Origin of the sequence: Thioclava sp. F36-6, from assembly GCF_002020305.1 — a bacterium.
In the GTDB taxonomy this organism is placed as follows: domain Bacteria; phylum Pseudomonadota; class Alphaproteobacteria; order Rhodobacterales; family Rhodobacteraceae; genus Thioclava; species Thioclava sediminum.
The window spans coordinates 451,015-477,719 of the sequence record NZ_MPZX01000003.1; the positions used below are offsets into that span (position 1 = coordinate 451,015).

Annotated in this window: 27 protein-coding genes, 1 tRNA gene and 1 pseudogene; 8 read left to right on the forward strand and 21 right to left on the reverse strand. The window is 64.5% G+C overall.

What is annotated here, in order from left to right; all coding sequences use genetic code 11:
* Positions 1-47 precede the first annotated feature (47 nt).
* Positions 48-311 carry a PepSY domain-containing protein gene (locus BMI88_RS16305; RefSeq protein WP_158522159.1) on the reverse strand — a complete coding sequence of 88 codons (264 nt, stop codon included), beginning with the start codon at positions 309-311 and terminating at the stop codon, positions 48-50.
* A gap of 275 nt (positions 312-586) precedes the next feature.
* On the opposite strand from BMI88_RS16305, the gene ssb reads away from it, so the two are divergent.
* Complete coding sequence (gene ssb / locus BMI88_RS16310) at positions 587-1,108, forward strand: single-stranded DNA-binding protein (RefSeq protein ID WP_078550430.1); 522 nt, start codon at positions 587-589, stop codon at positions 1,106-1,108.
* An 88-nt stretch (positions 1,109-1,196) separates the two neighbouring features.
* Here ssb and BMI88_RS16315 read toward each other — a convergent pair whose 3' ends face one another.
* The 10 genes from BMI88_RS16315 to BMI88_RS16360 form a co-directional block, all read right to left on the reverse strand.
* Entirely contained in the window at positions 1,197-1,733 is a 537-nt protein-coding gene (locus BMI88_RS16315) for a DsbE family thiol:disulfide interchange protein (protein WP_146673606.1), read from the reverse strand.
* Complete coding sequence (gene ccmD / locus BMI88_RS16320; protein ID WP_078550432.1) at positions 1,726-1,944, reverse strand: heme exporter protein CcmD; 219 nt, start codon at positions 1,942-1,944, stop codon at positions 1,726-1,728. Before ccmD ends, BMI88_RS16315 begins: the two co-directional genes overlap by 8 nt.
* Entirely contained in the window at positions 1,941-2,669 is a 729-nt protein-coding gene (locus BMI88_RS16325) for a heme ABC transporter permease (RefSeq protein WP_078550434.1), read from the reverse strand. Before BMI88_RS16325 ends, ccmD begins: the two co-directional genes overlap by 4 nt.
* Before the next feature lie 80 nt (positions 2,670-2,749).
* Positions 2,750-3,406, reverse strand: coding sequence for a heme exporter protein CcmB (gene ccmB / locus BMI88_RS16330; RefSeq protein WP_078550436.1), 657 nt, complete (start codon positions 3,404-3,406; stop codon positions 2,750-2,752).
* A 163-nt stretch (positions 3,407-3,569) separates the two neighbouring features.
* Entirely contained in the window at positions 3,570-4,202 is a 633-nt protein-coding gene (gene ccmA / locus BMI88_RS16335) for a heme ABC exporter ATP-binding protein CcmA (RefSeq protein ID WP_078550438.1), read from the reverse strand.
* On the reverse strand, positions 4,199-4,588 hold the full coding sequence (locus BMI88_RS16340) for an Mth938-like domain-containing protein (RefSeq protein ID WP_078550440.1): 390 nt from the start codon (positions 4,586-4,588) through the stop codon (positions 4,199-4,201). Before BMI88_RS16340 ends, ccmA begins: the two co-directional genes overlap by 4 nt.
* Entirely contained in the window at positions 4,572-5,558 is a 987-nt protein-coding gene (secF, locus tag BMI88_RS16345) for a protein translocase subunit SecF (protein ID WP_078550442.1), read from the reverse strand. The genes BMI88_RS16340 and secF overlap by 17 nt, the downstream gene beginning before the upstream one ends.
* A gap of 13 nt (positions 5,559-5,571) precedes the next feature.
* Positions 5,572-7,242 carry a protein translocase subunit SecD gene (secD, locus tag BMI88_RS16350; protein ID WP_078550444.1) on the reverse strand — a complete coding sequence of 557 codons (1,671 nt, stop codon included), beginning with the start codon at positions 7,240-7,242 and terminating at the stop codon, positions 5,572-5,574.
* 21 nt (positions 7,243-7,263) lie between these two features.
* Positions 7,264-7,602 carry a preprotein translocase subunit YajC gene (gene yajC / locus BMI88_RS16355; RefSeq protein ID WP_078520633.1) on the reverse strand — a complete coding sequence of 113 codons (339 nt, stop codon included), beginning with the start codon at positions 7,600-7,602 and terminating at the stop codon, positions 7,264-7,266.
* A 256-nt stretch (positions 7,603-7,858) separates the two neighbouring features.
* Entirely contained in the window at positions 7,859-9,022 is a 1,164-nt protein-coding gene (locus BMI88_RS16360; RefSeq protein ID WP_078550446.1) for a M20 aminoacylase family protein, read from the reverse strand.
* A gap of 63 nt (positions 9,023-9,085) precedes the next feature.
* On the opposite strand from BMI88_RS16360, the gene mazG reads away from it, so the two are divergent.
* Entirely contained in the window at positions 9,086-9,928 is an 843-nt protein-coding gene (gene mazG / locus BMI88_RS16365; protein WP_078550448.1) for a nucleoside triphosphate pyrophosphohydrolase, read from the forward strand.
* A 108-nt stretch (positions 9,929-10,036) separates the two neighbouring features.
* On the opposite strand, the gene BMI88_RS16370 is transcribed toward mazG, so the two are convergent.
* The 5 genes from BMI88_RS16370 to BMI88_RS16390 all read right to left on the reverse strand — a co-directional run bounded on the left by BMI88_RS16370 (position 10,037) and on the right by BMI88_RS16390 (position 13,763).
* Positions 10,037-10,852 (reverse strand): sulfite exporter TauE/SafE family protein, encoded by an 816-nt coding sequence (locus BMI88_RS16370; RefSeq protein WP_078550450.1) that lies wholly within the window; start codon positions 10,850-10,852, stop codon positions 10,037-10,039.
* Between the two features lie 25 nt (positions 10,853-10,877).
* On the reverse strand, positions 10,878-11,873 hold the full coding sequence (gene dusA, locus BMI88_RS16375) for a tRNA dihydrouridine(20/20a) synthase DusA (RefSeq protein ID WP_078550717.1): 996 nt from the start codon (positions 11,871-11,873) through the stop codon (positions 10,878-10,880).
* Between the two features lie 90 nt (positions 11,874-11,963).
* Positions 11,964-12,040, reverse strand: a tRNA-Arg gene (locus BMI88_RS16380).
* Between the two features lie 51 nt (positions 12,041-12,091).
* Positions 12,092-13,198, reverse strand: a complete 1,107-nt coding sequence (aroB, locus tag BMI88_RS16385; protein WP_078550452.1) for a 3-dehydroquinate synthase — start codon at positions 13,196-13,198, stop codon at positions 12,092-12,094.
* Positions 13,191-13,763, reverse strand: coding sequence for a shikimate kinase (locus BMI88_RS16390; protein ID WP_078550454.1), 573 nt, complete (start codon positions 13,761-13,763; stop codon positions 13,191-13,193). Before BMI88_RS16390 ends, aroB begins: the two co-directional genes overlap by 8 nt.
* Before the next feature lie 234 nt (positions 13,764-13,997).
* On the opposite strand from BMI88_RS16390, the gene BMI88_RS16395 reads away from it, so the two are divergent.
* The 6 genes and pseudogenes from BMI88_RS16395 to BMI88_RS19960 form a co-directional block, all read left to right on the forward strand.
* The gene (locus BMI88_RS16395) at positions 13,998-14,207 is read left to right on the forward strand and encodes a hypothetical protein (protein ID WP_078541024.1); all 210 of its coding nucleotides are present in this window, start codon (positions 13,998-14,000) and stop codon (positions 14,205-14,207) included.
* Positions 14,197-15,801 carry a hypothetical protein gene (locus tag BMI88_RS16400; protein WP_146673607.1) on the forward strand — a complete coding sequence of 535 codons (1,605 nt, stop codon included), beginning with the start codon at positions 14,197-14,199 and terminating at the stop codon, positions 15,799-15,801. The genes BMI88_RS16395 and BMI88_RS16400 overlap by 11 nt, the downstream gene beginning before the upstream one ends.
* Positions 15,798-16,775, forward strand: a complete 978-nt coding sequence (locus BMI88_RS16405; protein ID WP_078550458.1) for a site-specific tyrosine recombinase XerD — start codon at positions 15,798-15,800, stop codon at positions 16,773-16,775. The genes BMI88_RS16400 and BMI88_RS16405 overlap by 4 nt, the downstream gene beginning before the upstream one ends.
* Positions 16,776-16,808: 33 nt before the next feature.
* Complete coding sequence (locus BMI88_RS16410) at positions 16,809-18,131, forward strand: HlyC/CorC family transporter (protein WP_078550460.1); 1,323 nt, start codon at positions 16,809-16,811, stop codon at positions 18,129-18,131.
* Between the two features lie 148 nt (positions 18,132-18,279).
* Positions 18,280-19,842: a glutamine-hydrolyzing GMP synthase gene (guaA, locus tag BMI88_RS16415; RefSeq protein ID WP_078520622.1), complete on the forward strand. Its 1,563-nt coding sequence runs from the start codon at positions 18,280-18,282 to the stop codon at positions 19,840-19,842.
* A gap of 166 nt (positions 19,843-20,008) precedes the next feature.
* Positions 20,009-20,059 (forward strand): annotated as a pseudogene (locus BMI88_RS19960) (hypothetical protein); the annotation flags it as partial.
* A gap of 108 nt (positions 20,060-20,167) precedes the next feature.
* Here the strand turns inward: BMI88_RS19960 and BMI88_RS16425 are convergent.
* The 5 genes from BMI88_RS16425 to BMI88_RS16445 form a co-directional block, all read right to left on the reverse strand.
* Positions 20,168-21,724 carry a trimethylamine methyltransferase family protein gene (locus BMI88_RS16425; protein ID WP_078550462.1) on the reverse strand — a complete coding sequence of 519 codons (1,557 nt, stop codon included), beginning with the start codon at positions 21,722-21,724 and terminating at the stop codon, positions 20,168-20,170.
* A 71-nt stretch (positions 21,725-21,795) separates the two neighbouring features.
* Positions 21,796-22,881, reverse strand: a complete 1,086-nt coding sequence (locus BMI88_RS16430; RefSeq protein WP_078550464.1) for an ABC transporter ATP-binding protein — start codon at positions 22,879-22,881, stop codon at positions 21,796-21,798.
* A gap of 10 nt (positions 22,882-22,891) precedes the next feature.
* Positions 22,892-24,532 carry an alpha-glucosidase gene (locus tag BMI88_RS16435; RefSeq protein WP_078550466.1) on the reverse strand — a complete coding sequence of 547 codons (1,641 nt, stop codon included), beginning with the start codon at positions 24,530-24,532 and terminating at the stop codon, positions 22,892-22,894.
* Positions 24,532-25,689, reverse strand: coding sequence for a carbohydrate ABC transporter permease (locus BMI88_RS16440; protein WP_078550468.1), 1,158 nt, complete (start codon positions 25,687-25,689; stop codon positions 24,532-24,534). The genes BMI88_RS16435 and BMI88_RS16440 overlap by 1 nt, the downstream gene beginning before the upstream one ends.
* Positions 25,689-26,666, reverse strand: coding sequence for a sugar ABC transporter permease (locus BMI88_RS16445; protein WP_078520616.1), 978 nt, complete (start codon positions 26,664-26,666; stop codon positions 25,689-25,691). The genes BMI88_RS16440 and BMI88_RS16445 overlap by 1 nt, the downstream gene beginning before the upstream one ends.
* Positions 26,667-26,705: the final 39 nt, after the last annotated feature.

Consider the following 26,705-nt stretch of genomic DNA (forward strand, 5'->3'; position numbering starts at 1 on the left):
AGGACGACGGGCCGGATCATACCGGCCCGTCGAAAAGGCGCTGACGATTAGTTGTCGCCCGAGCGCTTCACCTGCTTGAGGTTGGAATCGAAGTAGAGTTGAGCGCGCTTGCCGTCCTTCATCGCGTAGACTTCGATATAGCCGTCTTCCATTTCCATCCGGCGCACGTCGTAGCCCTGATTTTTCAGCTCGGCGGAAAGCTTCTGCTCTTTCGCCGGGGCCACGGCGCCTTCGCCACCTTCTGCGAGAGCGGGGAGAGTGGAGGCAGCGGCAATCGTGGCGCTCGCGGCGATCAGCATCAGGTATTTCATGGGGTATCTCCTCATGGGATGTGGGGTTGCTCGACCGGATCGGGTGGGGTCCGTCCCCGTGCGCCGTCCGGCTCGTCCAGACCTGTGGCAAACCCACGGCCCCATCTATCGGCGCAAGGTTGGAAATCCGGCGCCGAAATCGCTCTCAAACCAAAGATGCACGCGGGAATTCGCCGCTTTCCGTCACGGTTGAGCGAAGCTTCGCCCCTAGGCTCTCGCGGGGCTCTGCTCTATACCCTTTGGGACCAATTCTAGAATCGCGAGGCGGAGGCAATATGGCAGGCAGCGTCAACAAGGTCATTCTGATCGGCAATCTGGGCCGAGACCCGGAGGTGCGGACCTTCTCGAACGGCGGCAAGGTGTGCAACCTGCGCATCGCCACCTCCGAGACGTGGCGCGACCGCAATACCGGCGAGCGTAAGGAGCGCACCGAATGGCATTCGGTCGCGATCTTCTCGGAGCCGCTGGCGAAAGTCGCAGAGCAATATCTGCGCAAGGGCTCGAAGGTCTATATCGAGGGCCAGCTCGAAACCCGCAAATGGCAGGACCAGAACGGTCAGGACCGATACTCGACCGAGGTCGTGCTGCGCCCCTATCGCAGCGAACTGACCATGCTCGATGGGCCTGGCGGCTCGGGCGGCGGTCAAGGCGGTGGCGGTGGCGGTGGCTACGGCGGCCCGTCCTCGGGTGGCGGCGGCTACGATGATGGCGGCGGCTATGGCGGCCCGTCCTCGGGCGGCTCCGGTGGCGGCGGCGGCGGTGGCCGCTCGGATTTCGACGACGAAATCCCGTTCTGAGTTCGAGATAAGAAAGGCCCCCGAACCGGGGGCCTTTGCTTTTGATGCGATCTGGATCGCGGCCAGTGGCGCGTTTGCGCCCTGCCCTTTACTTCGCGGTCGTCTCGCCGTTCAGAAGCGGTCGCAGATCCGAGGCAATCACGCGCTCGGTCAGCGGTCCGGCGAAGCGATAGAGCACCTTGCCCGTGCCATCGATCACGAAGGTCTCGGGCACGCCGTAGACGCCCCAGTTCAGCGCCATCTTGCCGTTCGGATCGGCGCCGAGCTCGGCGAACGGGTTGCCCATCTCGCTTAGGAAGCCCTGCGCTTTGACGGGCTTGTCCTTGTAGTTGACCCCGTAGATCGGAATCCCCTCATCGGCGAGCGCCTCGAGATTGGGATGTTCGACCCGGCACGGCGCGCACCACGAGGCCCAGAAGTTCACCAGCTTGACCTTGCCGTCCTTCAGATCGGCATCGGTGAAGGGTTTGAAATCGCCCAGCGGTTCAAGCTGCACCGGCGGCGCGGGCTTGCCCGCAAAGGCAGTGGGCAGCTGCGTCGGGTCCTCGCGCGTCATCCCCCAGATGAACACGCCCGCAAGCCCCGCAAAGATCAGCGGCGGCAGCAGCATCAGCGGCTTAACCATGGGCGCCCCCTTTCCGGCGGGCCTCGGCCTCGGCCAATTGACGTTTCACCTTCGCGCCACGCATCAGCGAGACGACGATGATCAGCACCAGAAGCACGACCGTCGAGGCCCAGGCGATGTTCACGGTTTCGGTATAGGATTTGGTGGACGGGTCCACGAGGACGACGCCGCCCTCGGTGACGGTGCCGCTTTGCCCGGTCGTATCACTCATGCCATGCGCTCACGTTGCTGGATGGCGCCCAGTCGGCGCGCGCGGACCTCGGTGCGGGTGCGGATCAGCACCAGAGCGAGGAAGAAGAAGATGAACCCGGCCATGCACAGAAGCAGCGGGAACCAGTAGACATCGGCGATGTGCTGTTCGGAATCCATCGAGAGCGTCGCCCCCTGATGCAGCCCCTGGTTCCAGAAATTCGCCGCATAGCGCGAGAGCACCGCGAACACCCCGCCGACGAGGCTGAGCACGCCGGTGAGATCGGCAGCCGTGTCGGGGTTCTCGACCGCAGCCCAGAGCGCGATATAGCCGAGGTAGAACAGGAACAGGATCAGGAACGAGGTCAGTCGCGGATCCCATTCCCACCAGGTGCCCCACATCGGCTGGCCCCAGACCGCGCCGGTGATCAGCGCGATCAGCGTCATCACCGCGCCGATGGGCGCCGCGGCCTTGGCGGCCAGCGCCGAGACATGGTGGCGGCGGACCAGCCAGATCAGCGAGGTCACGACCATCATCACCCAGATGTTGATCGCCATCATCGCGGCGGGGACATGGACATAAATCACCTTGACCGAACCGCCGAAGTTCTCGGCGGCGGGGACGAAGAAATAGCCCCAGACCAGCCCGACGATCAGCGTGATCGCGGCAATTCCCACCGTCCAGGGCAGGATCTTGTCCGTGGTCTTCATGAATTTGACGGGGTTGGCGTATTCCCAGATCGACATCTTGTTGTTCTGCTCACCTTCTGGCCAGGTTGGCTCTGTGTATCACGGCTCTTCCTATCACGGCGCGCGCGCGGGTTGCGCTAGCGCAGATTGACGCGGATCGCGGCGGCCGAGGCGAAAGGCACCAGCGCGACCGTCGCCGCCGTGATCCCGGCTAGCATCAGAAGCGGTGTCTCAGTGTTCATCCCCTCGGCGCCACGGCGCACGAGCTCCGCCCCGAAGATGAGGGTCGGCACATAGAATGGCAAGACCAGCAGCGACAACAAAAGTCCGCCGCGCTTGAGCCCGACCGTCAGCGCGGCCCCGAACGTGCCCAGAACCGACAACGCCGGCGTGCCCAGAAGAAGTGAGATCACCATCCAGACATGCGCGCCCTGCGGCAGATGCAGCAAGATCCCGAACACGGGCGCTGCGACGACCAGCGGCAGCCCGGTCGTGATCCAATGCGCGAGCGCCTTGATCGACACAACCCCTTCGAGCGGCACCGGCGCGGTGACCAGCAGATCGAGCGAGCCATCCTCGTAATCGAGCGCGAAAATCCGGTCGAGCGAGAGCAGGCAGGCCAGAAGCGCGCCGACCCACAGGATGCCCGGCGCGATCCGCGCGAGGATTTTCCCCTCGGGACCGACGCCGAACGGGACCAGCGTCACCACGATCAGGAAGAAGGCCAGCCCGAGGCCGAAGCCACCGCCGGCGCGCACGGCGAGGCGCAGGTCTCGCATGAGAAGTGCGATCATGCCCGGCCTCCTTCTGACGCCAAGGGGGCGCTGCCCCCTTCGCGGCTGCGCCGCTCATCCCCCGGGATATTTCTGCCAATCCGAAACAGCGCGCAGCTGGCTTCGCCTTGGTCCAAATATCCCCGCCGGAGGCTCCCGACCGCGCCGATAGCGCGCCGCGCGATCATAGGAAGGCCTCGTCGAAGGCGCCCTGCATCCCGCCCTCTTCCGGCGTCTTGGCCTTGAAGGGCGTCAGGTCGAGAACCTTGGCCTCGTTCAACCCGAGATCGATATGGGTCGCGATCAGCGCGGCTCCGCCCCCGGCCAGATGGCCGCGCACGGCCTCGGCGAAGAGCGCGACGGAGGCGGTGTCGAGCGACACGGTCGGCTCGTCCAGCACCCAAATCGGGCGGCCGGTCACGAGAAGCCGCGCAAGGCCAAGGCGGCGCTTCTGCCCGGCAGACAGGCTATGGGCGGGCCGCGTCTCGAGGCTTTGCAGGTTCATCCGCTCCAGCGCCGGTTCGATATCGTCCGTCGCATAGATCGACGCCCAGAAGCCGAGATTCTCGCGCACCGTCAGCGTCGATTTCAGCCCGTCGGAATGGGCGGCATAGGCCATGCTCTCAGGCGGCATCGAGACGCTACCCGCCAACGCCGGTTGCAGCCCGGCCAAGGTGCGCAGAAGCGTCGTCTTGCCGACCCCGTTGGGGCCGCGCAGCACGAGCGCATGGCCTGCGTCGAGCGAAAAGCTCAGGTCTTCCAGAACCGGGAGACCACCGCGCGACACCGCGAGCCCTTCGACCGACAGCATGCTCATTCAGGCGTCTCGGGCGTGGCGGGGTTTTCCGGCATCGCGATCAGCGCGCAGCCGACCCGGCGGCCTTCTGACAGCAGCACGTTGTAGGTGCGGGCCGCCGAAGGCGTGGCCATGCCTTCGCACATCAGCCCCTCGGCCTCCAGCTCGGCCACGAGGTCCTTCGGCAGATGGGCGATCTCTTCGCCGGTGCCGATGAACAACACGTCGAGCTTGTCTGCCAGCGCACGCAGCGCAGCGCGGTCGTCCAGTCCGCCCCAGCTGCCCATCTCCTGGCCCGCGACCCAGATCGAGCCTCGCGTGACTTCACCAGCCACGCGGAAGAAACCCGGCCCGTAGCCGTCGATCGGCAGCGAGGCCCCGAAATTGGCTTCAGTCAGTAGCGACATCCGTTTTGTCGAAGAACTTCTCCGAGGGGTCCTTCTTCTCCTTGTTGCGGTCGAGGCCGATGAACAGGACGATGTTCTTGGCGACATAGACCGAGGAATAGGTACCCACGATCACGCCCCAGGTCATCGCGAAGACGAAGTTGCGGATCACGTCGCCGCCCAGAACCAGCAGCGAGATCAGCGCCAGCAGCGTGGTGCCCGAGGTCATCACAGTGCGCGACAGCGTCTCGTTGACCGAGAGGTTCATCACGTCGCGCAGCGGCATCTTCTTGTATTTCACGAGGTTCTCGCGAAGACGGTCGAAGACGACGACGGTATCGTTGATCGAATAGCCGAGGATCGTTAGCAGCGCCGCGATGATCGACAGGTCGAACTTGATCTGGAACAGCGCGAAGATGCCGACCGTGACGGTCACGTCATGGATCAGCGCGGCGACCGCGCCCACCGAGAACTGCCATTCGAACCGAAGCCAGATATAGACAAGGATCGCGGCGACGGCGGCCAGCACGGACCAGATTGCGGTCCAGATCAGCTCGCCCGAAACTTTCGGGCCGATCGACTCGGTCGCGACGATCTTGATGTCCTTGTTCACCGACTTCAGCGATTCCAGCACTTTGGCCTGGGTGTCGGGGCTGATCGCCTCCTGCCCGTCCTGCGACTGGATGCGGATCGTGACGACCTTCTGATCGGCGCGGAAGTTCGGGTCATAGACCTGCGTGATCAGCACGTCGCCCAGATCGAGCGGCGCGATGGCCGAGCGGTAAGCCCCGATGTCGACCGGCTCGGTCTGATCGGCCTCGGTCCGGATCGTGGTGCCGCCCCGGAAGTCGATGCCGAGGTTCAGCCCCATCACGAGCACTAGTACGATCGAGGCCAGCACCATGAAGACGGAGAAGCCGAAGGTCGCGACCTGATGTTTGAAGAAGTCGAAGTTGGTCTTCTCGGGGACCAGTTTCAGACGGAATGCCATGTCTCGATCTCCCTTACAGTACCAGTTCGCGGGGACGACGGCGCGCGAACCAGATGCTCACGAACAGCCGCGTCACCCAGATCGCGGTGAAGACCGAGGTGATGATCCCGATCAGGAAGGTGACGGCGAAGCCCCGCACCGGGCCCGCGCCCAGCACGAAGAGGATCACCGCCGTGAGGAAGGTGGTTACGTTGGCGTCGACGATGGCGGACATCGCGCGCTCATAGCCAAGCTCGATCGCGCGGGCGGCTTTCGCCTTTTGCTGATTGCGCAGCTCCTCGCGGATACGCTCGAACACGAGCACGTTTGCGTCGACCGCCGTGCCCATCGTCAGCACGATCCCTGCGATACCGGGCAGCGTCAGCGTGCCGCCGATCACCGAAAGGATCGCGAAGATCAGCGCGATGTTGATCCCCAGCGCCAGCGAGGCGAAGACGCCGAAGGTGCCGTAGGAGGCGATCATGAAGACCACCACGAGAACCGCGCCCACGGCTGCGGCCATCTTGCCGGCCGCGATCGAATCCGCGCCCAGCTCCGGGCCGATGGTCCGCTCTTCGAGGAAGGTCATCGAAGCGGGCAGCGCACCGGCGCGCAGCAGCAGCGCCAGATCGGTCGCCTCTTTCACCGTGAACCGACCGGTGATGATGCCGGAGCCGCCCGCGATATGCGATTGGATCGTGGGCGCAGAGATCACCTTGTTGTCGAGCACGATGGCGAAGGGCTTGCCGATGTTGTTCTGCGTGTAATCGCCGAAGGTGCGGGCCGCGCTTGCGTTGAAGCGGAAGGCCACCGCCGGATAGCCGTTCTGATCGGTATCGGGGCGCGCATCCGTCAGGTCTTCGCCGGTCACGACCGGAAGGCTGTCGAGGATGTAATAGAGACCCTTCTGGTCGGCCGAGGGCAGGATTTCCTGATCCGAGCCCACCGCCTCGTTCGGGTTCGAACTGGTGCCGATCACCGAGTTGAAGGTCAGTTTCGCCGTGGTGCCGATCAGCTGCTTGATCTCTTGTGCGGAGCTTGCGCCCGGCACCTGGATCAGGATGCGGTCGGAGCCTTCGCGCACGATCGTGGGTTCACGGGTGCCCGCGGCGTCGATCCGGCGGCGCACGATCTCCAGCGATTGCTGCATCGTGCGGTCGTCGGTCGCGGCCTTCTCGGCATCCGAGAGCTGGACGATCAGCTGGTTGCCTTCGGTGGTGATCGCGAGGGTTTTCTGCCCCACACCGGTCAACGACGAGACCGGGTTGTTCAGCGTCTCGGCGATCTTCTGGGCTTCCGCGATCTGGTCGGCATTGCCGATCTGGATGCGCAGAACGCCCGGGTCGGCATTCAGACGACGGATCGAGCCGAGCGTGCCGCGTTCGGCGGCGAGCGCCTTGCGGAACTCGGGCCAGAGCGCATCGACGCGCGCCTTGTAGACCTCACCGACATTGACCTCGGCCAGAAGCTGCGCGCCACCGCGCAGATCGAGGCCGAGATTGACGATGTCGGAGGGCAGCCAATCGGGCCAGCCCGCCTGCGCGGCCTGCTGCTCGGGCGTCAGAGACTCGCCCTTCGCGGCGGCGGCAACGGCATCGTTATGCCCCTCCACCCGGTTGTAAAAGATGTTCGGCGCGGCAAAGACGACCCCGATCACGACGATGATCAGGATCAGCACGCGCTTCCACAGCGAGATGTGCAACATGGGGGACGGGCCTTTTATGGCTTATTCGGAGGTCTTGGCGGGTTCGGTGCGCGAAACAACCTGCACGATGGTCGATTTCACTACGCGGACTTTGACGCCCTGCGCGATCTCGACCTCAACCTCGCCGTCTTCCTTGATATGGGTGACTTTGCCAAGAATGCCGCCCTGGGTCACGACCTGATCACCTCGGCGCAGAGCCTCGAGCATCGCCTTGTGCTCCTTGGCTTTTTTCTGCTGCGGACGGATCAGCAGGAAATACATGATCACGAAGATCAGGATCAGGGGAAGGAACTGGCCGAACGCGGCGGCGGGGTTACTGGCGCCACCGGCGGCCTGCGCGAAAGCGGGGGTCACGAACATGATCTATGGTCCTTTGTCATGGGCCTTGGGGGCAGCAAGCCCCGGTTGTCGGCGCGCACCCTAGCCGTGGCCCTGAGGCTTGGCAAGGCGAAGCGGCCCCTGTGAACGCGTCCTCACGTCGCGGTGACGGGGCGAAAGGAAACGGGGCGCAGGCCCCCTGTCGCCAGAGGGCTGTGATCGGCAAGGAAAAAGGGGCTCTGCCCCCGCTCCTGCGGAGCGTCCCCGGGATATTTTCCCCAAGGGGAAGAGAGGCGGCTCAGCCCAGGGGCAAGGCGCGCTCGGCCAGACGGGCGAGGTAGGATGCGCCCACGGGCGCGGCCTCGTCGTTGAAATCGAAGCGCGGATGGTGGAGCCCCGCGCCCTCCCCGGTGCCCATGAAGAGATAGGCGCCGGGCCGGGCCGCCAGCATATATGCGAAATCCTCGGCCCCCATTTCGCGCGGAGCGTCAGTCACGACACGCTCGGGGCCTGCGATTTCACTTGCGACTTCGGCGGCGAACCCGGTCTCGTCGGGGTCGTTCACTGTGGGCGGGTAGCCACGCTCGTATTCAATTTCGACGCTGACGCCATGGGCCGACGCTATGCCTTCGCAAATCTCGCGTAGCCGTTTTTCCGCCAGATCACGGATGTCCGGCTCGAAGCAGCGAATCGTCGCGGTGAGAAACCCGCTTTCGGGAATGATGTTGAGCGCGGTGCCCGCATGGATCTGCGTGACCGAGACGACGAGCGCATCGCCCGCGCCGACATTGCGCGAAACCACCGTCTGCAGCGAAGTCACCATCGCCGAGAGCGCCGGTATCGGATCGATGCAGCCCTGCGGGGTCGCCGCATGGCCGCCGCGCCCCGTCACCGTCACCCGCGCCTCGTCGACCGAAGCGAGATAGGGGCCGGGCGTCGTGTAGAAATGTCCGAAAGGCAGCCCCGGCGCGTTGTGGATCGCAAAGACGCGCGAGATGCCGAAACGGTCCATCACGCCCGCATCGACCATCACCTCGGCCCCGCCGCCGTCTTCCTCGGCGGGCTGGAAGATCAGCGCCACGGTGCCTGCGAATTTCCGGGTCTCGGCCAAATAGGCCGCAGCCCCCAGAAGCATCGCCGTATGCCCGTCATGGCCGCAGGCATGCATCTTGCCGGGCGTCTCGGAGGCGTACTCCGCATGGGTTTCTTCCGTGATCGGAAGCGCGTCCATATCGGCGCGCAGGCCGATTGTGGCCCCCTCGCCCTGCCCTTTGATCAGCGCCACGATCCCGGTCTGCGCGATCCCTTCATGGATCTCATCCACCCCGATTTCACGCAGCCTTGCTGCGACAAACTCCGAGGTCTGGTGCAGATCGAAGCGCAGCTCGGGATGGCGATGCAGCCAGTGCCGCCATTCGGTCATTTGCGGGCCGAGATCGGCGATACGGTTGAGAACGGGCATAGTGGACTTCCCCTTGCGGGCTGGTTAGGCCAGAGGCATTCGCATGGCAGGAGGCAAGCTGCAATGGCCAAACCCGACGACGCACTCATCTTCGACGATACGGGCGATGCGGCCCATCAGTTCACTCGGCTGACCGCGATCATGGAATGCCTGCGTGATCCGGAGAGCGGTTGCCCGTGGGATCTGGAGCAGGATTTCGCCTCCATCGCGCCCTACACGATCGAGGAAGCCCATGAGGTGGCCGATGCGATCGCGCGCGAGGCTTGGTCGGAATTGCCGGGCGAGCTGGGCGATCTGGCCCTGCAGGTGGTCTATCACGCGCAGATGGCCTCCGAAGACGGGCGGTTCGATATCTCCGACGTGCTGCGTGCGATCAACGCGAAGATGGTGGCGCGCCATCCGCATGTCTTCGGCGACGAGAGCCGCGAGAAATCAGCCGCACAGCAGACCGCCGATTGGGAAGCGATCAAGGCGGCCGAGCGCAGGGCTGCGGGTAAATTCGAGCGTGTCGGCGTGCTCGATGGCGTGGCTCTGGGCCTGCCCGCGCTGACCCGTGCGATCAAGCTGCAGAACCGTGCGGCACGGGTGGGGTTCGACTGGCCTTCGACCGATGAGGTGCTCGACAAGATCGTCGAGGAAGCGCGCGAGCTGGAAGAGGCGCGCGACGAATTGGGGCCGGAGGAGCTGGCCGAGGAATATGGCGACCTGCTTTTCGTGATGGTCAATCTCGGGCGGCATCTGGGGCTGGACCCGGAAGCGTCCCTGCGCGCGGCCAATCTGAAATTCACCAACCGGTTCAATCATATCGAGCGCGAACTTGAAGCGCGCGGCAAGGCGCCGAAGGACAGCGATCTGGCCGAAATGGATGCGCTCTGGAACGAGGCGAAGGCGCGCAAGATCAAGTGACGGAGGGGGCGCTGCTCCCCGTGCGCGGTTGCGCGCAAGACTCAGACATTGAGGGGGCGCTGCCCCCGCGCTAGCGCGCGCCCCGGGATATTTTCGCCAAGAGGAAGTTCAGAGAAACGCTTTGCGCAGCATGTTCAGCGCGACCAGCATCAGGAAGCCCGCGAAGACGCGCTTGAGCTTCTTGGGGTCGAGCTTGTGGGCCAGTGCCGCGCCGAGGGGGGCGGTGATCGTCGTCATCGCGATGACGATCAGGAAGGCGGGGATGTTGACCGCGCCGATCGAGTAAGGCGGCGCGTCGGCCACCGGCGTCAGCAGGAAACCGATCGCCGAGGGCAGCGCGATGGTCACGCCGAAGCCTGCCGAGGTCGCGACCGCGCGGTGGATCGGGATACCGTGAAGCGTCTGCATCGGCGTGCCGATCGAGCCGCCGCCGATCCCCAGAAGCACGGAGAGGAACCCCATCAGCGGGCCGAACCACGCGCGGAAGATCCCGCCCGGCAGCCCATCCGAAATCCGCCAGCTCGATTTGCCGAACATCATGTAGCAGGCGATCAGGAGCACCATCACCGCGAAGATGATCTGCATGGTCGAAGAGCGCAGTTGATGGACGACCAGCACCCCGATGATCGCGCCGATGGCGATGGGGGCGATCCATTGCTTGAGGATGTCCCAGTCCACCGCGCCCTTGCGGTTATGGGCCATGACCGAGCGGATCGAAGTGACGATGATCGTGGCCAGCGAGGTTGCGACGCAGACCTGCATCAGATCATTCGATCCGTAGCCCAAGCCGCTGAAAAGATAGAAGAAGGCGGGCACGAGGACGATTCCGCCGCCGACCCCCAGAAGCCCCGCCAGAACGCCTGCGAACGCCCCCACTGCCATCAGGATCAGGACGAGCGGCGCGAGCGTGGCGAAATCGGGCATGTCGGGAAGTCTCCTTGGGTTCCGCTCAGTTAACCCGTTCACGTACGGCTGACAACGCACTCTCGAAAAGTTCAACCCCGGCGCCGTCGCGGGTGGCGCCTTCCGACAGGATCTGCCGGAAGCGGCGCGCGCCGGGCTTGCCGTGGAACAAGCCGAGCATGTGGCGGGTGATCTGGTGCAGCCTGCCGCCACGCTCGAGATGGCGCGCGATATAGGGGATCATCGCTTCAGCCACGTCGAAGGGATCGCGCGCCTCGCCCTGCCCCCAGATGCGCTGGTCGGCGGCGCCCAGCACCTCCATCGGCTGATGATACGCGGCGCGGCCCACCATGACCCCGTCGAGCCCTTGCGCGAGTTCCACCTCGGCCGCGGCGAGATCTTTGATACCGCCATTGATCGACAGATGGAGCTGCGGATAGGCCGCCTTCATCGCGTGGACGAGCGGGTAATCGAGCGGCGGGATTTCGCGGTTATCCTTGGGCGAGAGGCCTTGCAGCCAAGCTTTGCGGGCGTGGATCGTGATGCGAGTCACGCCGGCGGCGGCGACCTTCTCGATGAACTCGGGCAGTACCTCCTGCGGGTCCTGATCGTCCACGCCGATGCGGCATTTCACCGTGACTTCAATCGGTTGCGCGTCGATCATCGCGGCACAGCACTCTGCCACCAGATCGGGCGTTTTCATCAAAACCGCGCCGAAGGCCCCGGATTGCACGCGATCCGACGGGCAGCCGCAATTGAGGTTGATCTCGTCATAACTGAGATCCGCGCCGACCTTCGCCGCATCGGCCAGTTCCTTCGCGTCCGAGCCGCCGAGCTGCAGCGCCACCGGATGTTCGGCGGCGTCAAACCCCAGCAGTCGATCCCGATCGCCGTGAATCACCGCAGGCGCAGTCACCATCTCGGTATACAGCAGCGCGTTGCGGCTGATCTGACGGTGGAAGTAGCGGCAATGGCGGTCGGTCCAGTCCATCATCGGGGCGACCGAGAGCTTCGCTGCGCGGATCAGGGCGTCATCTGTCATCATCGCATCTCTCATCGGGTCTGTCTCGGGGCCGTCTCGATAGCGTCTTTGCCGCCCCCAAGGCGCTGATATTCCGGAGATTGGGGGAAATGGCGCACCCAGAAGGATTCGAACCTTCGGCCTCTGCCTTCGGAGGGCAGCGCTCTATCCAGCTGAGCTATGGGTGCCTGAAGCGGCGTATAAAGAAGGAGCGCGCGGCTCGCAACTGGGAAATCGGCTTACCGCGCGGCGAGCGCGTCGTCGAGCACGCCTGCCAGCACATCGCGCGGCACATCCGAAGTCACGAAAGCCTCGCCGATGCCGTGCGCGAGAATGAAACGCAGCTTGCCGTCGAGCACTTTCTTGTCCTGCGCCATCAGGTCGATCAGCGCGTCGCGGCCCGGCAGATCGCCCTCGATATCGGCCAGATCGGTCTTCATTCCCATGTCGCGCAGATGCGCGCGCACGCGGCTCGGGACCTCTTGCGAGCACAGGCCGAGGCGCTGGCTCAGCTCGAACGCCATCGCGCAGCCGATCGCCACGCCCTCGCCATGCAGGAGCCGGTCGGAATAACCGGTCGCGGCCTCCAGCGCGTGGCAGAAGGTGTGGCCGAGATTGAGGAGCGCGCGGTCGCCCTCCTCCGTCTCGTCGCGGGCCACGATCTCGGCTTTCATCTCGACCGAGCGTTTCACCGCATGCAGGCGTTTTTCCATGTCGCCCGCCGCCATCGCAGGCGCGTTCGCCTCGAGCCAGTCGAAGAACGCCGCATCGCCCAGAAGCCCGTATTTCACCACCTCGCCATAGCCCGCGAGGAAGTCGCGCGGCTCGAGCGTGCCCAACACGTCGAGATCGGCCAGCACCAGCGAGGGCTGATGGAAGGCCCCGATCAGGTTCTTGCCTTGCGGCGCGTTAATCCCGGTCTTGCCGCCCACGGAGCTGTCGACCTGCGCGAGAAGCGAGGTCGGGATCTGCACGAAGCGCACGCCCCGGCGCAAAACGGCGGCGGCAAAGCCAACCAGATCGCCGATCACCCCGCCGCCCAAAGCGATGACGATATCCTTGCGCTCGACCTTCTGCTCGAGCAGCCATTCGACGGTGCGGGTGAATTGCGGCCAGCTTTTCGTGCCCTCGCCCGGCGGCAGGGTCAGCGAGACCATCTCGATATCGCCAAGGCCGCGGCGCAGCGTCGCGAGATGCAGATCGGCCACCGTTTGATCGGCGACGACGGCCACGCGCGGACGGCGCAGCAAGGGCGCGATTTCGGTGCCTGCGTTTTCCAAGAGCCCGGTGCCGATGCGCACCTCGTAGGAACGCTCGCCCAGCTCGACCGGCACGATCTCACGCATCTTTCACCTCTTCGATCAATCCATCCACCTCGCGCAGATGCCAAACCACCTTGCGCGCCATGCCCTGCACCGAGAGGCCCGGCTCGGCCTCGACCACGATCTGGGCCTTTTGATAATGTGGAAGGCGCGCCGCGAGCAGATCGCTCAGCGTCTGTTTCGGGTCGGCCGTGCGCAGCAGGGGCCGCGTGTTCTTGTGGCGCACCCGGTTCCACAGGATCTCCAGATCCGCTTTCAGCCAGACCGAGACGCCAAGCCGGTTGATCAACTCGCGGTTCTTCTCGGAGAGAAACGCCCCGCCACCGGTGGAGATCACGCCGGGCGGGCCCATCAGCAGCCGCTCCAGCACTTCCGATTCGCGGGCGCGGAAGAACGGCTCGCCATCGCGGGCGAAAATCTCGGCCACGGTCATTTGGGCGGCGCGTTCGATTTCATGGTCGCTGTCGAGGAATGCCGAATCGAGCATCTTGGACAGGGCGGTGCCGACCGCCGTCTTGCCCGAGCCCATCATGCCGACGAGCACGACAGAGCGCGTCAGATGCCCCTCGATCCCGCTTTCGCCTTCCACCTAGCGCCCCCTGCCTCGCGTCGCCTGCGGTATTCCTGCCCTGTCAATCCCGGCGGGACGGACAAGGCTTGCCATCGGCGGAGCCTTGCACAATCGTGACGCAGGACCCCTTGAATGGCGTGAACTTCCCTGAAATGCCATATATGATCAACGCGAAACCGCAACCAAGAACGGCCCGCCCACCGAGAGACACGATATGGGACGGGCCGCGACAGACGGCAGAAAAGAGAGATTATGGGGCGCATCTTCAAGCTTATCGTCATCCTTCTGGTGCTTGGCGCGATCGGCGTGATCGGCTTTGCTTACTTGGGCGACATGAGCCCCGACAGTCAGGAACAGCGTATCGAAGTCACGCTGCCCGACGGCTCGGGCATGGCAGGCACGAGTAATTCCGATGCAGATACCGAGACGGGCACCGACAGCGAGACTGCGAGTGGCAATTGATCGCCGTGCGGCGACCCTTGGTCTGATCTGGCTGAGCGGTTGCGCGCTTGGCGGTCTGGTGGCGGGGCCCGCCGCCGCGCAATCGAGTGCCGCGGTGGATGCCACCCCTACGGCCAGCAGCCCTATGTCGGCGATCGACTGGCTGTCACATTCCCTGAAGTCGGCACCGCGCGATGGCCCGGCGGGCTCGACTGCCCCGGTCACCGGGGCTGGCGGGATCGAAGATATCGCGGTGCTCTCGCTCGATGCGCCCTCCGCCGATACGTTGGGGCTGCTGACGCCGGATCGCACCGGGTTGCCGCGCGATCTTTGGGGCAAGACCCCCGAACCGGAACTGGCGCAGGCGCTGCGGGCGATGCCGCTCGATCAGTTGCCCGCGCTGCGGGAGCTGAGCCTGACATTGCTGCTGGCCGAGCTGAACCCGCCGCAGATCGAGACGCCGTCGCAGCGCAACCAGCTGTTCCTTGCCCGGATCGACCGGCTTCTGGACATGGGCGCGCTGGAACAGGCCAATGCTCTGCTCGGACAGGCGGGCACGGCGAGCCCCGAGATTTTCCGCCGCAGCTTCGACGTGGCGCTGCTGCTGGGGCAGGAGAACCGCGCCTGCAAGATCATCGAACGCACGCCCGGCATCGCGCCTTCCTACGCCGCGCGGGTGTTCTGCCTTGCGCGCAACGGGCAGTGGGACACGGCTGAGTTGACCTATGGCACGGGGGCTGCGCTGGGACAGATTCCGCAGGAGGATCGCTCTCTGCTGGAGCAATTCCTCGACCCGGCCCTGGCCGAAGAGGCCGGGGATGCGCCGCCCCCCGATCACGTCACGCCGCTCGCGTTCAAGATGATGGAGGCGATCGGTCAGCCGCTACCCACCGCGACGCTGCCTCTGGCCTTCGCGCAGGCCGATCTGACCGAGAATAACGGCTGGAAATCGCAATTGGAGGCCGCAGAGCGGCTGGCCCGTGCGGGCGTCCTCGATCCGAACCGGCTGTTGGGGCTCTATACCGAGCGTAAAGCGGCGGCGTCGGGGTCCCTCTGGGATCGCGTGTCAGCCGTGAGCGCACTCGATGAGGCGCTTGAGGCGGGCGATACCGACAGGGTCGCGACCGCCCTGCCCGACGCTTATGACGTGATGGCCTCGGAAGATCTCGCGCCGGTTCTGGGCGCGCTGTTTGGCGACCAGCTCGCGGGGATGGACCTGCCGGGCCGCGCGGGCCGCCTCGCCTACGAGCTGAGCCTGCTGACCCCGAATTACGAAGAAAACGCCCGCAAAGGCGCACAGACTTCGGCGCAGGCCGCGCTGCTCAAGGGGCTGGCGGCCGGCGATACCAGCGCAACCCCCGCAAGCGGCGCGCGCGATCAGGCGCTGAAGGCGGTCTTCGATGCGCCGCCGGGTGCCGCGCCCGACCGCTACAAGGGATTGCTGCCCGACCAGCTCGGCCTCGCACTGATCGAGGCGATCGGGGATGTGGGCGACGGTGCGAAGGGCGACTATCCCCGCCTGCAGGACGGTCTGAGCCTGTTGCGACTGGCCGGTCTGGAAACCGTCGCGCGGCGCGCCGCGATCGAGCTGATCGTGCTGGGAGATCGCGGATGACCGGACCCGGTTCAGACGCGCCGCCCGATCCGCAATGGCTCCGGAGTTTTCTCGACGCGCAATCCGCCGAGGCCGGTGCCGCACGCAACACGATCCTGAGTTACGGGCGCGATCTCAATGACTTCGCGGGGTTTCTTCAGGCGAAGGGCCTCAGCTATGCGACGCTGACCCGCGCCGATATCGAGACCTACTTGATCCGCTGCGAGGCGGAGGGCTTGGCGAAATCGACCCGCGCGCGCAGGCTCTCGGCGATCCGGCAACTCTATCGCTTCGCCTATGAGGAAGGTTGGCGCGCTGACAATCCGGCGATCCGCATCGCAGGCCCCGGGCGCGCGCAACGCTTGCCGAAGACACTGAGTCTCGAAGAGGTCGAGGCGCTGCTGGAGGCCGCCCGCGATCAAGGGCGCTCGCAGAAGGATCAGATCCGCAATCGCTGCCTGATGGAGCTACTTTACGCGACGGGGATGCGGGTCTCGGAGCTGGTCTCGCTGCCGGTGTCCTCCGCGCGCGGCGATCCGCGGATGCTTCTGGTGCGCGGCAAGGGCGACAAGGAGCGGATGGTGCCGCTCTCGCCACCGGCGCGCGAGGCGCTGGCCGCGTGGCTGACCGCGCGCGACGAGGCTGAAGAGCAGGCCCGCATCGAGCATCGCGCGCCGCCCTCGCGTTTCCTCTTTCCCTCGGGCGGCAAGGAAGGTCACCTGACGCGTCAGGGCTTTCACAAGCTGCTGAAGGACATCGCGGTGAAGGCCGGGGTCAGCCCCGCCAAGGTCACGCCCCACGTCTTGCGCCACGCCTTCGCCACCCATCTACTGCAAGGCGGCGCGGATCTGCGCGCGATCCAGATGCTTCTGGGGCACGCGGACCTGTCGACCACGGAAATCTACACTCATGTCCTCGACGAACGGCTCAAGGAGCTGGTGCTGACGCATCACCCGCTGGCGAAACCGCGCGGCAAAAGTGACGGCACCGCTTGAATGCGCCCTGCCCGCGCCCCATAACCTGACACCATGGAAAACACTCTCGATTTTGCCTTCTGGATCACCGCCGGTTCGATCATCCTACTGCTGGCGCTCTCGGCCTTCTTCTCCGGCTCCGAAACGGCGCTGACGGCGGCCAGTCGCGCCAAGCTGCGCGCGCAGGCCGATAAGGGCGAAAGCGGCGCGCAGACCGCGCTGGAAGTCACCGAGGACAGCGAGCGGCTGATCGGCGCGATCCTTCTGGGCAACAACGTCGTCAACATCCTGTCCGCCTCGCTGGCGACGGCTTTGATGACGCGGGTCTTCGGGCAATCGGGGGTGGCGCTGGCGACGCTGGTGATGACGGTGCTGGTGCTGGTCTTCTCGGAAGTGCTGCCCAAGACCTATGCGATCACCCTACCCGAGAAAGTCGCCTCGAAGGTCGCGGGGCCGATCCGCGTGGTCACGCTCGTCCTCGCCCCGATCGTCGCCATCGTGCGGATGATCGTGCGCGGCATCCTCTATGCCTTCGGGATGCGGACCGACAAGGACACCCATATGTTCTCGATCCACGAGGAGATCGCAGGCGCGCTGGCGCTGGGGCAATCCGAGGGCACGGTCGACAAGGAAGACCGTGACCGGTTGCTGGGCGCGCTCGATCTGGGCAATCGCACGGTCGAAGAGATCATGCTCCACCGGAGCCAGATCGAGATGATCGATATCGAGGAAGATCCCGACACGATCCTGACGGCGGTGCTGTCCTCGCCGCACACTCGCCTGCCGCTCTATCGCGGCGAGCGCGAGAACGTGGTGGGCGTCATCCACTCGAAAGACCTGCTGCGCGCGGTGGAAAAGGTCGTGCGTGGCGGCGACGGGACGTTGGAAAGCGTCGCCGATCTCGACATCGCCAAGGTGATGATGAAGCCCTATTTCGTCCCCGAGACGACGCCGCTCGACGAGCAGATGCAGGAGTTCCTGAAGCGCCGTACCCATTTCGCGCTGGTGGTGGACGAATATGGCGATCTGCGGGGTTTGCTGACGCTGGAGGACATCCTCGAAGAGATCGTGGGCGAGATCACCGACGAATTCGATCCCAAGGCCGAGAAACGTCTGAAGCCCACCGAGAGCGGCGATTACATCGTCGACGGCGCGATGACGATCCGCGACCTGAACCGCGAGACCGACTGGACGCTGCCCGATGAAGAGGCCAACACCGTCGCCGGTCTGGTGATCCACGAGGCGCAGACGATCCCGACTGAGGGGCAGGTCTTCTCCTTCCACGGCTTCCGCTTCGAGGTCGCAGGCCGCAAGGACAACCGGATCACGCGGCTCAAGATCCGGCCGCTGATCCCGGGCGGCTATCCGGAGAGCTGAGAGGCAATGGCGGAGGGGGCGCTGCCCCCGCGGCTGCGCCGCCCCCCGGGATATTTTTGCCAAGAGGAAGGGGTCAGTCGCGCGATAAATATGAGTCACGCAAGCTGCCCTCTTGCCAAGCGCGAAAACGCGCCCTAATGCCAACGGCATGACAGACCATCAGCGCCTCCTCATCATCGACTTCGGCTCTCAAGTCACGCAGCTGATTGCGCGGCGGCTTCGCGAGCTGAATGTTTACTGCGAAATCCATCCCTATCAGAACGTCACCGACGCCTTCCTGAAAGAGTTCGCCCCGAAAGCGATCATCTTCTCGGGCGGACCGGATTCGGTTACGCGCGAGGGCTCTCCCCGGCCGCCGAAATCGGCCTATGAGCTGGGCGTGCCGATCCTCGGCATCTGCTACGGCCAGCAGGTGATGATGCAGGATCTGGGCGGTCTGGTGGAGGCCAAGCACGGCTCCGCCGAATTCGGGCGCGCCTATGTGACGCCGACCGAGACGCGGATCGATCTGCTGACCGGCTGGTTCATGGATGGCGCGGGCCGCGAGCAGGTCTGGATGAGCCATGGCGACCATGTCAGCCGCATCGCGCCGGGCTTCGAGGTCTATGGCACCTCGCCGGGCGCACCGTACGCGATCACCGCCGATCTGAGCCGTCGCTTCTACGCGGTGCAGTTCCACCCGGAGGTGCATCACACGCCCAACGGCAAGACGCTCTACGAGAACTTCGTGCGCGACGCGGGCTTCACCGGCGACTGGACGATGGACGCCTATCGCGACGAGGCGATCCGCCAGATCCGCGAGCAGGTGGGCGACAGCCATGTGATCTGCGGTCTGTCCGGCGGCGTCGACAGCTCGGTCACCGCGATCCTGCTGCACGAGGCGATCGGCGATCAGCTGACCTGTGTCTTCGTGGATCATGGCCTGCTGCGGATGAACGAGGCCGAGGAAGTGGTCACGATGTTCCGCGACCATTACAACATCAAGCTGATCCATGCCGATGAGAGCGAGCTGTTCCTCGGCGAGCTGGAAGGCGTCACTGACCCTGAGGTCAAGCGCAAGACGATCGGGCGCCTCTTCATCGACGTGTTCCAGAAATATGCGGGTGAGATCGAGGATGCGAGCTTCCTCGCGCAGGGCACGCTTTATCCCGATGTCATTGAATCGGTGAGCTTCTCGGGCGGTCCCTCGGTTACCATCAAGTCGCACCACAATGTGGGCGGTCTCCCCGAGAAGATGGGCCTCAAGCTGGTCGAGCCGCTGCGCGAGCTGTTCAAGGACGAGGTCCGTGCGCTCGGTCACGAGCTGGGTCTGCCGGCGTCGTTCATTGGCCGCCACCCCTTCCCCGGCCCCGGCCTCGCGATCCGCTGCCCCGGCGAGATCACCCGCGACAAGCTGGAGATCCTGCGCAAGGCAGACGCGGTCTATATCGACCAGATCCGCAAGCACGGGCTTTATGACGAGATCTGGCAGGCCTTCGTCGCGATCCTGCCGGTGCGCACAGTTGGCGTGATGGGCGACGGGCGGACCTATGATTACGCCTGCGCCTTGCGCGCGGTGACCTCGGTCGACGGCATGACGGCGGATTACTACCCGTTCAGCCACGAGTTCCTCGGCGAGACAGCGACGCGGATCATCAACGAGGTGAAGGGCATCAACCGGGTGACCTACGACATCACCTCGAAGCCCCCCGGCACGATCGAGTGGGAATGAGTTGCAGGCCCGCGTCCGAAAGGCGCGGGCCTTTTCTTTTGGGGAGACAAAGATGGCCGTCAAACTGACCGGGCGCCTGATCTGCGCCGATGCCGCCGAGGTCGGAATTGTCCGCGTTCACCTGCCCGAGCATATCGCGCTCACCCATGCCGAGCCGGGATGCGAGATGTTCGAAGTCAGGCACGGAGCCGATCCGCTGGTCTTCACCGTCACGGAACGCTTCACCGACCGGGCCGCGTTCGAGGCGCATCAGGCAAGGCCTCGGAATGGGGCCGCGCGACCCAGGGGATCGCGCGGGACTATCAGATCGAGGAAGACTGAGCCGTTACAGGAAGGCGTCGGGCACTTCGGCCTTCTTGCGCGCGACATAAGCCGCCAGCGCCTCGGCGACGCTCGGGTCCATGGCGGGCTGCTGATACTCGCCGAGCATCTTCTCCACCCGCTTCGTCGCGAGCGCCATCGTGTCGGGCGCGCCCTGCTCTTCCCAGGTCTCGAAGGGACGGTAATCGAGCAGTTTCGTGCGCCAGAACGCATCCTTGAAGTTCGCCTGCGTATGGGCGCAACCGAGGTAGTGACCGCCCGGCCCCACCTCGCGGATCGCATCCATCGCCTGACCGTTCTCCGAGATATCGACGCCTTTGGCGAGGCTGTGCAGGATGCCCAGCTGGTCGGCATCCATCACGAATTTCTCGTAGGACGAGACCAGACCGCCCTCCAGCCAGCCGCAGCCGTGCAGCATGAAGTTAACGCCCGCATAGAGCCCGTTATTGAGCGTATTTGCGGTCTCGTAAGCGGCCTGCGCATCGGGCAGTTTCGATCCGGTGAACCCGCCCGCCGAGCGATACGGCAGGTTCAGGCGCCGCGCGAGCTGCCCCGCGCCCAGCGTGATCAGCGAGGCTTCGGGCGTGCCGAAGGTGGGCGCGCCCGAGTTCATGTCGATCGAGGTGACAAAGGCCCCGAAGATCACCGGCGCGCCGGGACGGATCAGCTGGGAATAGGCCACGCCCGCCAGCACCTCGGCCAGCACCTGCGTCAGAGTGCCCGCGACCGAGACCGGCGCCATCGCGCCACCGACGATGAAGGGCGAGATGATGCAGGCTTGATTGGCCTTCGCATAGACCTCGAGCGCCCCCATCATCGTGGAGTCGAAGGTCAGCGGCGAGTTGATGTTGATGAGCGAGGTCATCACCGTGTTGTTGTCGACGAACTCGTCACCGAAGAGGATCTTCGACATCTCGACGCTGTCGGCGGCACGCGAGGGCTCGGTGACCGAGCCCATATAGGGCTTGTCGCTAAGCGTCATATGCGCGTGGAGCATGTCGAAATGACGCTTGTTCACCGCCACATCGGTCGGCTCGCAGACGGTGCCGCCGGAATGGTGGACCCATTTCGACATGTAGCCGAGTTTCACGAAGTTCCGGAAATCCTCGATCGTCGCGTAGCGGCGGCCACCCTGGCTGTCGCGCACGAAGGGCGGGCCATAGACCGGGGCGATGACGAGGTTGCGCCCGCCGATCTCGACATTGCGCTCGGGGTTGCGGGCGTGCTGGGTGAATTGCGACGGCGCGGTCGCGCAGAGCTTGCGGGCAAGGCCGCGCGGAATGCGCACGCGCTCGCCTTCGATCGAGGCCCCCGCCTCGCGCCAGCGTTCCAGCGCTTCGGGGTTCTCGACGAAATTGACGCCGATCTCTTCGAGCACGGTTTCCGCGTTATGCTCGATGATCTCGAGGGCTTCCTCGTTCAGGATTTCCATGTCGGGAATGTTGCGCGTGATGAAGCGCGAGAACTCCACCTTCACGGCCGTGCGTTCGGCCCGACGGGCTGCCCCGCCACCACCGCGCGCGCGACGCCCCACACGTTCACCCAGTTCCGAATCGGCCATGATTGCCTCCGCCCGTTTAACTCGCCTCAAACTAACGGGCAGAGGGATACGCGATGGCCTGTTTGCGTCCGTCAGCGGTAGAGAAGCGACTGACCGTCCGCGAAGAGATGCACTTTGGACGGATCGGCGCCGAGAGAAATCTCGGTATAGCGACGGTCGTGATGGATGCCGGGCAGTTTCGCGATGATCGGGTCGTGACCGCCTTCGGCCTCGAAATACAGAAGCGTCACCTCGCCCAGAGCTTCGACGATATCGACGCGACCGGTGTAGATCGCCGCGTCCTCGGTGGGCACGAAATCCTCGGGGCGCACCCCGATTTTCACGCGCCGCGACAGATCCTCGGGACGCGTCGCGATGGTCGACCGCGCGATGCCGCCGCCATCGAGTTTCACCGTCGTCATCTCGCCCGTCTCGGTGACCTCGCCCGACAGCAGGTTCATCGCGGGAGAGCCGATGAACTGCGCGACGAATTCGTTGCGCGGCTGCTCATAAAGCTCCAGCGGCGTGCCGACCTGCGCGATCCCCTTGTTCGCCAGCACGACGATCCGGGTCGCGAGCGTCATCGCCTCGACCTGATCGTGGGTGACGTAGATCATCGTGCGATCGGGCATCGCCTCTTTGAGCTGAGCGATCTCGATCCGGGTCGCGACGCGCAGCGCCGCGTCTAGGTTCGAGAGCGGTTCGTCGAAGAGATAGACCTTCGGGTCGCGCACGATGGCGCGCCCGATGGCGACCCGCTGCCGCTGACCACCCGAGAGCGCCTTCGGAAGGCGGTCGAGGTAATCTGTCAGTTGCAGCATATCCGCCGCCTTATTGACGGCGGCATCGATCTCGTCTTTGCTCATCTTCGCGATCTTCAGGGCGAAGGCCATGTTGTCGCGCACCGTCATGTGCGGATAGAGCGCGTAGGACTGGAAGACCATCGCGATGCCGCGGTTCGACGGCGGCACGTCGTTCATCCGCACCCCGTCGATCTCGAGCGTGCCGCCCGTGATCTTCTCGAGCCCCGCGATCATCCGCAGAAGCGTCGATTTCCCGCAGCCCGAGGGGCCCACGAAGACGATCAGCTCACCCGCTTTGATGTCAAGGTTGATGTTCTCGAGAACCGACACCTCGCCATAGCTTTTCGCGACGTTTTCCAGTTTGAGTTCGGCCATAGTCTCCCCCTCAGGCCTCGTGTTCGTCGAGGCGCAGAATGCTCGGCTGCCATGGGCCGAGATGCAAAGTGTGATCGGGCATCGGTCGGATCGAGCCCAGCTCGCCCCCCACCGTCACCCAGTTGCCCGGCGGAACGGTGGCGTTCACCGGATGATCGGACAGGTTGAAATAGCACAGGATCGTCTCCTCCTCGTTCCTGCGCGTGAAGACCAGCAGGTCGCCGGAACAGTACATATCCTCCATCGCGCCGGTCCGAAGCACGTCGTGATTGCGACGGAAGCCGATCGCGCGACGGTAATGGTGCAGCAGCGAGGCGGGATCGTGCTCGGCCACATCGGTCGCGATGTTCTGGTGCGTGGTGGGCACAGGAAGCCACGGGCGCGCCTGCGAGAAGCCCGCATAGGCGGCGTCGCGTTCCCAGACCATCGGCGTACGGCAGCCGTCACGGCCCTTGAATTCCGGCCAGAATTCCTTGCCGTAAGGGTCCTGCAGGTCTTCGTAGGACAGCTCTGCCTCGGGCAGGCCGAGTTCCTCGCCCTGATAGAGACAGAGCGAGCCGCGCAGGCACATCATCAGCGAGGTATAGAGGCGCGCCGAGGCCGGCGTCAGCTGCCAGCGCGAGATATGGCGCTCCACATCGTGGTTCGAATAGGCCCAGCAAACCCAGCCGTCCTTGGCCACCGCATCGACCTTGTCGAAGACGGATTTGAAGTAGCTCGCCTTGAGCGGTTCATGCCCGGAGAGCAGCTCGAACGCGTAGGACATCTGCATCTTGTCCGCGCCTGAGGTGTATTCGCCGAGAATCTCCAGCCCACGCTGGCTGTCGCCCACCTCGCCCACGGCGGCGGCGTTGTAATTATTCATCAAGGTCCGCAGCTTGCGCAGGAAGCGCAGGTTCTCGGGGTTGTTCTTGTCGTAGATGTGGCGCTGGTGATTGTAGGGGTTCACCTTGGGCGCGGTCTGGTCGTTCCGCTCTTCCGGCGGCAGCGGCGGGTTATCGCGCAGCTCGTCGTCATGCATGTAGAAGTTGATCGTATCGAGGCGGAAGCCATCGACGCCGCGCTCCAGCCAGAACTGCGCGACGTTGAGCAGTTCCTGCGTCACTTCCGGGTTGTGGAAGTTCAGATCGGGCTGCTCCACGAGGAAGTTGTGCATGTAATATTGTTCGCGCCGGCTATCCCAGTGCCAACCCGGACCGCCGAAGATCGACAGCCAGTTGTTGGGCGGCGTGCCGTCGGGCTTAGGGTCGGCCCAGACATACCAGTCGGCTTTCGGGTTGTCCCGGCTCGACCGGCTTTCCTGGAACCACGGGTGCTGATCGGAGGTATGGCTCAGCACCAGATCGATCATCACCTTCAGACCCAGCGCATGGGCCGTGGCGATCACCTGGTCGAAATCGGCGAGGCTGCCGAACATCGGATCGACATCGGTGTAATCGCTGACGTCATAGCCGAAATCCTTCATCGGCGAGGTGAAGAAGGGCGAGATCCAGACCGCATCCGCCCCGAGGCTCGCGACATGCGGCAGGCGGCGGACGATCCCGAGAAGGTCGCCGATGCCGTCGCCGTTGCTGTCTTGGAAGCTGCGCGGATAGATCTGGTAGATCACGGCCCCGCGCCACCAGTCTTCTTTTTTTGTAAGGGTTTTCATCAACCACCTTTAACCGAACCCGCCAGCAGACCGCGGACGAGATATTTCTGCATAGCGAAGAACACCAGAAGCGGCACGGCGATGGAGATGAAGGCGGCGGACGCCAGAATGCCCCAGTCGCCGCCGCGCGACCCCAGAAGGTCGTCGGCGATCTTCACAGTCATCACCTTCGAGGCGTCGTTCGCCGGAAGGAAGACCTTCGCGACAAGTAGGTCATTCCAGACCCAGAGGAATTGGAAGATTGCAAAAGAAGCAAGCGCCGGGAATGACAAAGGCAGCACGATTTTCATGAAGATTTCGAAATCGGTCGCCCCGTCGACCTTCGCGCTCTCGATGATATCGCGCGGAAGACCGACCATGTAGTTGCGCAACAGGTAGATCGCGAGCGGCAAGCCGAACCCGGTATGGGCCAGCCATATCCCGAGGAAGCTCTGCCCGATGCCGATCTCCTGATGGAGCCGCAGGAGCGGCACCAGCGCGAGCTGCAGCGGCACGACCAGAAGGCCCACAACCGCCGCGATCAACAGGCCCCGGCCCGGAAACTCCATCCAGGCCAGCGCATAGGCCGCGAAGGCCGCGACGAGGATCGGGATGATCGTCGCCGGGATCGTCACCGTCAGCGTATTCATGAAGGCCTGCCCCATGCCGTCCGAGAACAGCACGTTGCGGTAATTGGCCAGGGTGAATGCGGGCGGCATCTCGGCCACGAAATAGACCCGCGGGCCCGAACCGTCGAAGCTCGTCTTCGACGTGGCCTTGTAGGTGCCGTCCTTGGCGACGCTCAGCGTGCCGCCATCGCCGGTATCGACCGTCTCCCCCGCCTTGTAGGCGCCCGGCTTGATGCCCGAAGTGCCGAAGGCGGTGATCGTCGTGCCCGCTTTCAGGTCATTCGCGTTCTGCCCGTTATTAAGCAGATCGCCCTCGAGCACATAGAGCCCGTCGACCTGTTTCTCGCCGTCGGCCGGGATGCGGTCGCGGAAAGCTTTCTCCACCGAGAAGGCCGCGTCCCACCAGCCCGACTGGCTGATCTGGTCGGTCGTGCGGAAGGAACTGACCAGAAGCCCCACCGTCGGCACCAGCCACAGCACTACCATGAAGACGACCGAGAGTTGCACCGCCCAAGTCAGGCGCGATTTCTGTCCTGCGATAGCGGCCATCAGCGCGTCTCCCTACGGGCTTGAATGATGTTCCAGATCATCACCGGCAGCACGATGATCATGATGACGAAGGCCACCGCCGTCGCGCGCCCGTCATCGCGGAACATGTATTGCATCATGTAGCTGGGCAGGATCTGCGTGCCGAAATTCCCGCCGGTCGTTGCGTAGACGATGTCGAAGACCTTCAGCACGAGGATCGTGATCGTGGTCCAGACCACGACGATCGTCGGCATGATCTGCGGCACCTTGATCTTGAAGAACAGCTGGAACGGGTTGGCCCCGTCGAGCACCGCGGCCTCGATCGTTTCCTCGGGGATGCCGCGCAGCGCAGCCGAGAGGATCACCATCGCGAAGCCGGTCTGGATCCAGATCAGGATCACCATCAGGAAGAAGTTGTTCCAGAACGGCACCTGCAACGGGTCGAGCGGCTGCATGTGGAAGGCCACGCGGATCGCGTTGATCATCCCGATATCGGGGTTCACGGCGTAGACGAATTTCCAGATCAGCGAGGCGCCCACGAAGGAAATCGCCATCGGCATGAAGATCAGCGATTTCGCGATATTCCCCCATTTGATGCGGTCGGTGAGCTGCGCTGCCAGCAGACCGAGGAAGGTCGCGAGCGCGGGCACCACCAGCACCCAGAGGAAGTTGTTGAACACGGCCTGACGGAAGCTCGGATCCATCGCGAGCCGTTCGTAATTGCCAAGGCCGACGAAAGTGCCGCCGTCGCGATTGAACAGCGAGCGCCAGAACGAGCCCACCACCGGATAGGCCAGATACAGACCGAGCGCGAAGATCGCCGGGAACAGGAACAGCCAGGGGCGGACCATGTTCGCGCGGTTGATGTTGCGCCCCGGGTCTTTGCCGCTCGGCGGGAAGATGACTTTGTCGAGGACGATATTCGCGGCGTAGAAATAGGCGACGCAGCCGCCCACCCCAAGCGCGATCGTAATCAGACCCTGCAAGATCGGTGACATCTGGCCCCTCCCCGAACCGGCGTGAAAAGATGCGAACGC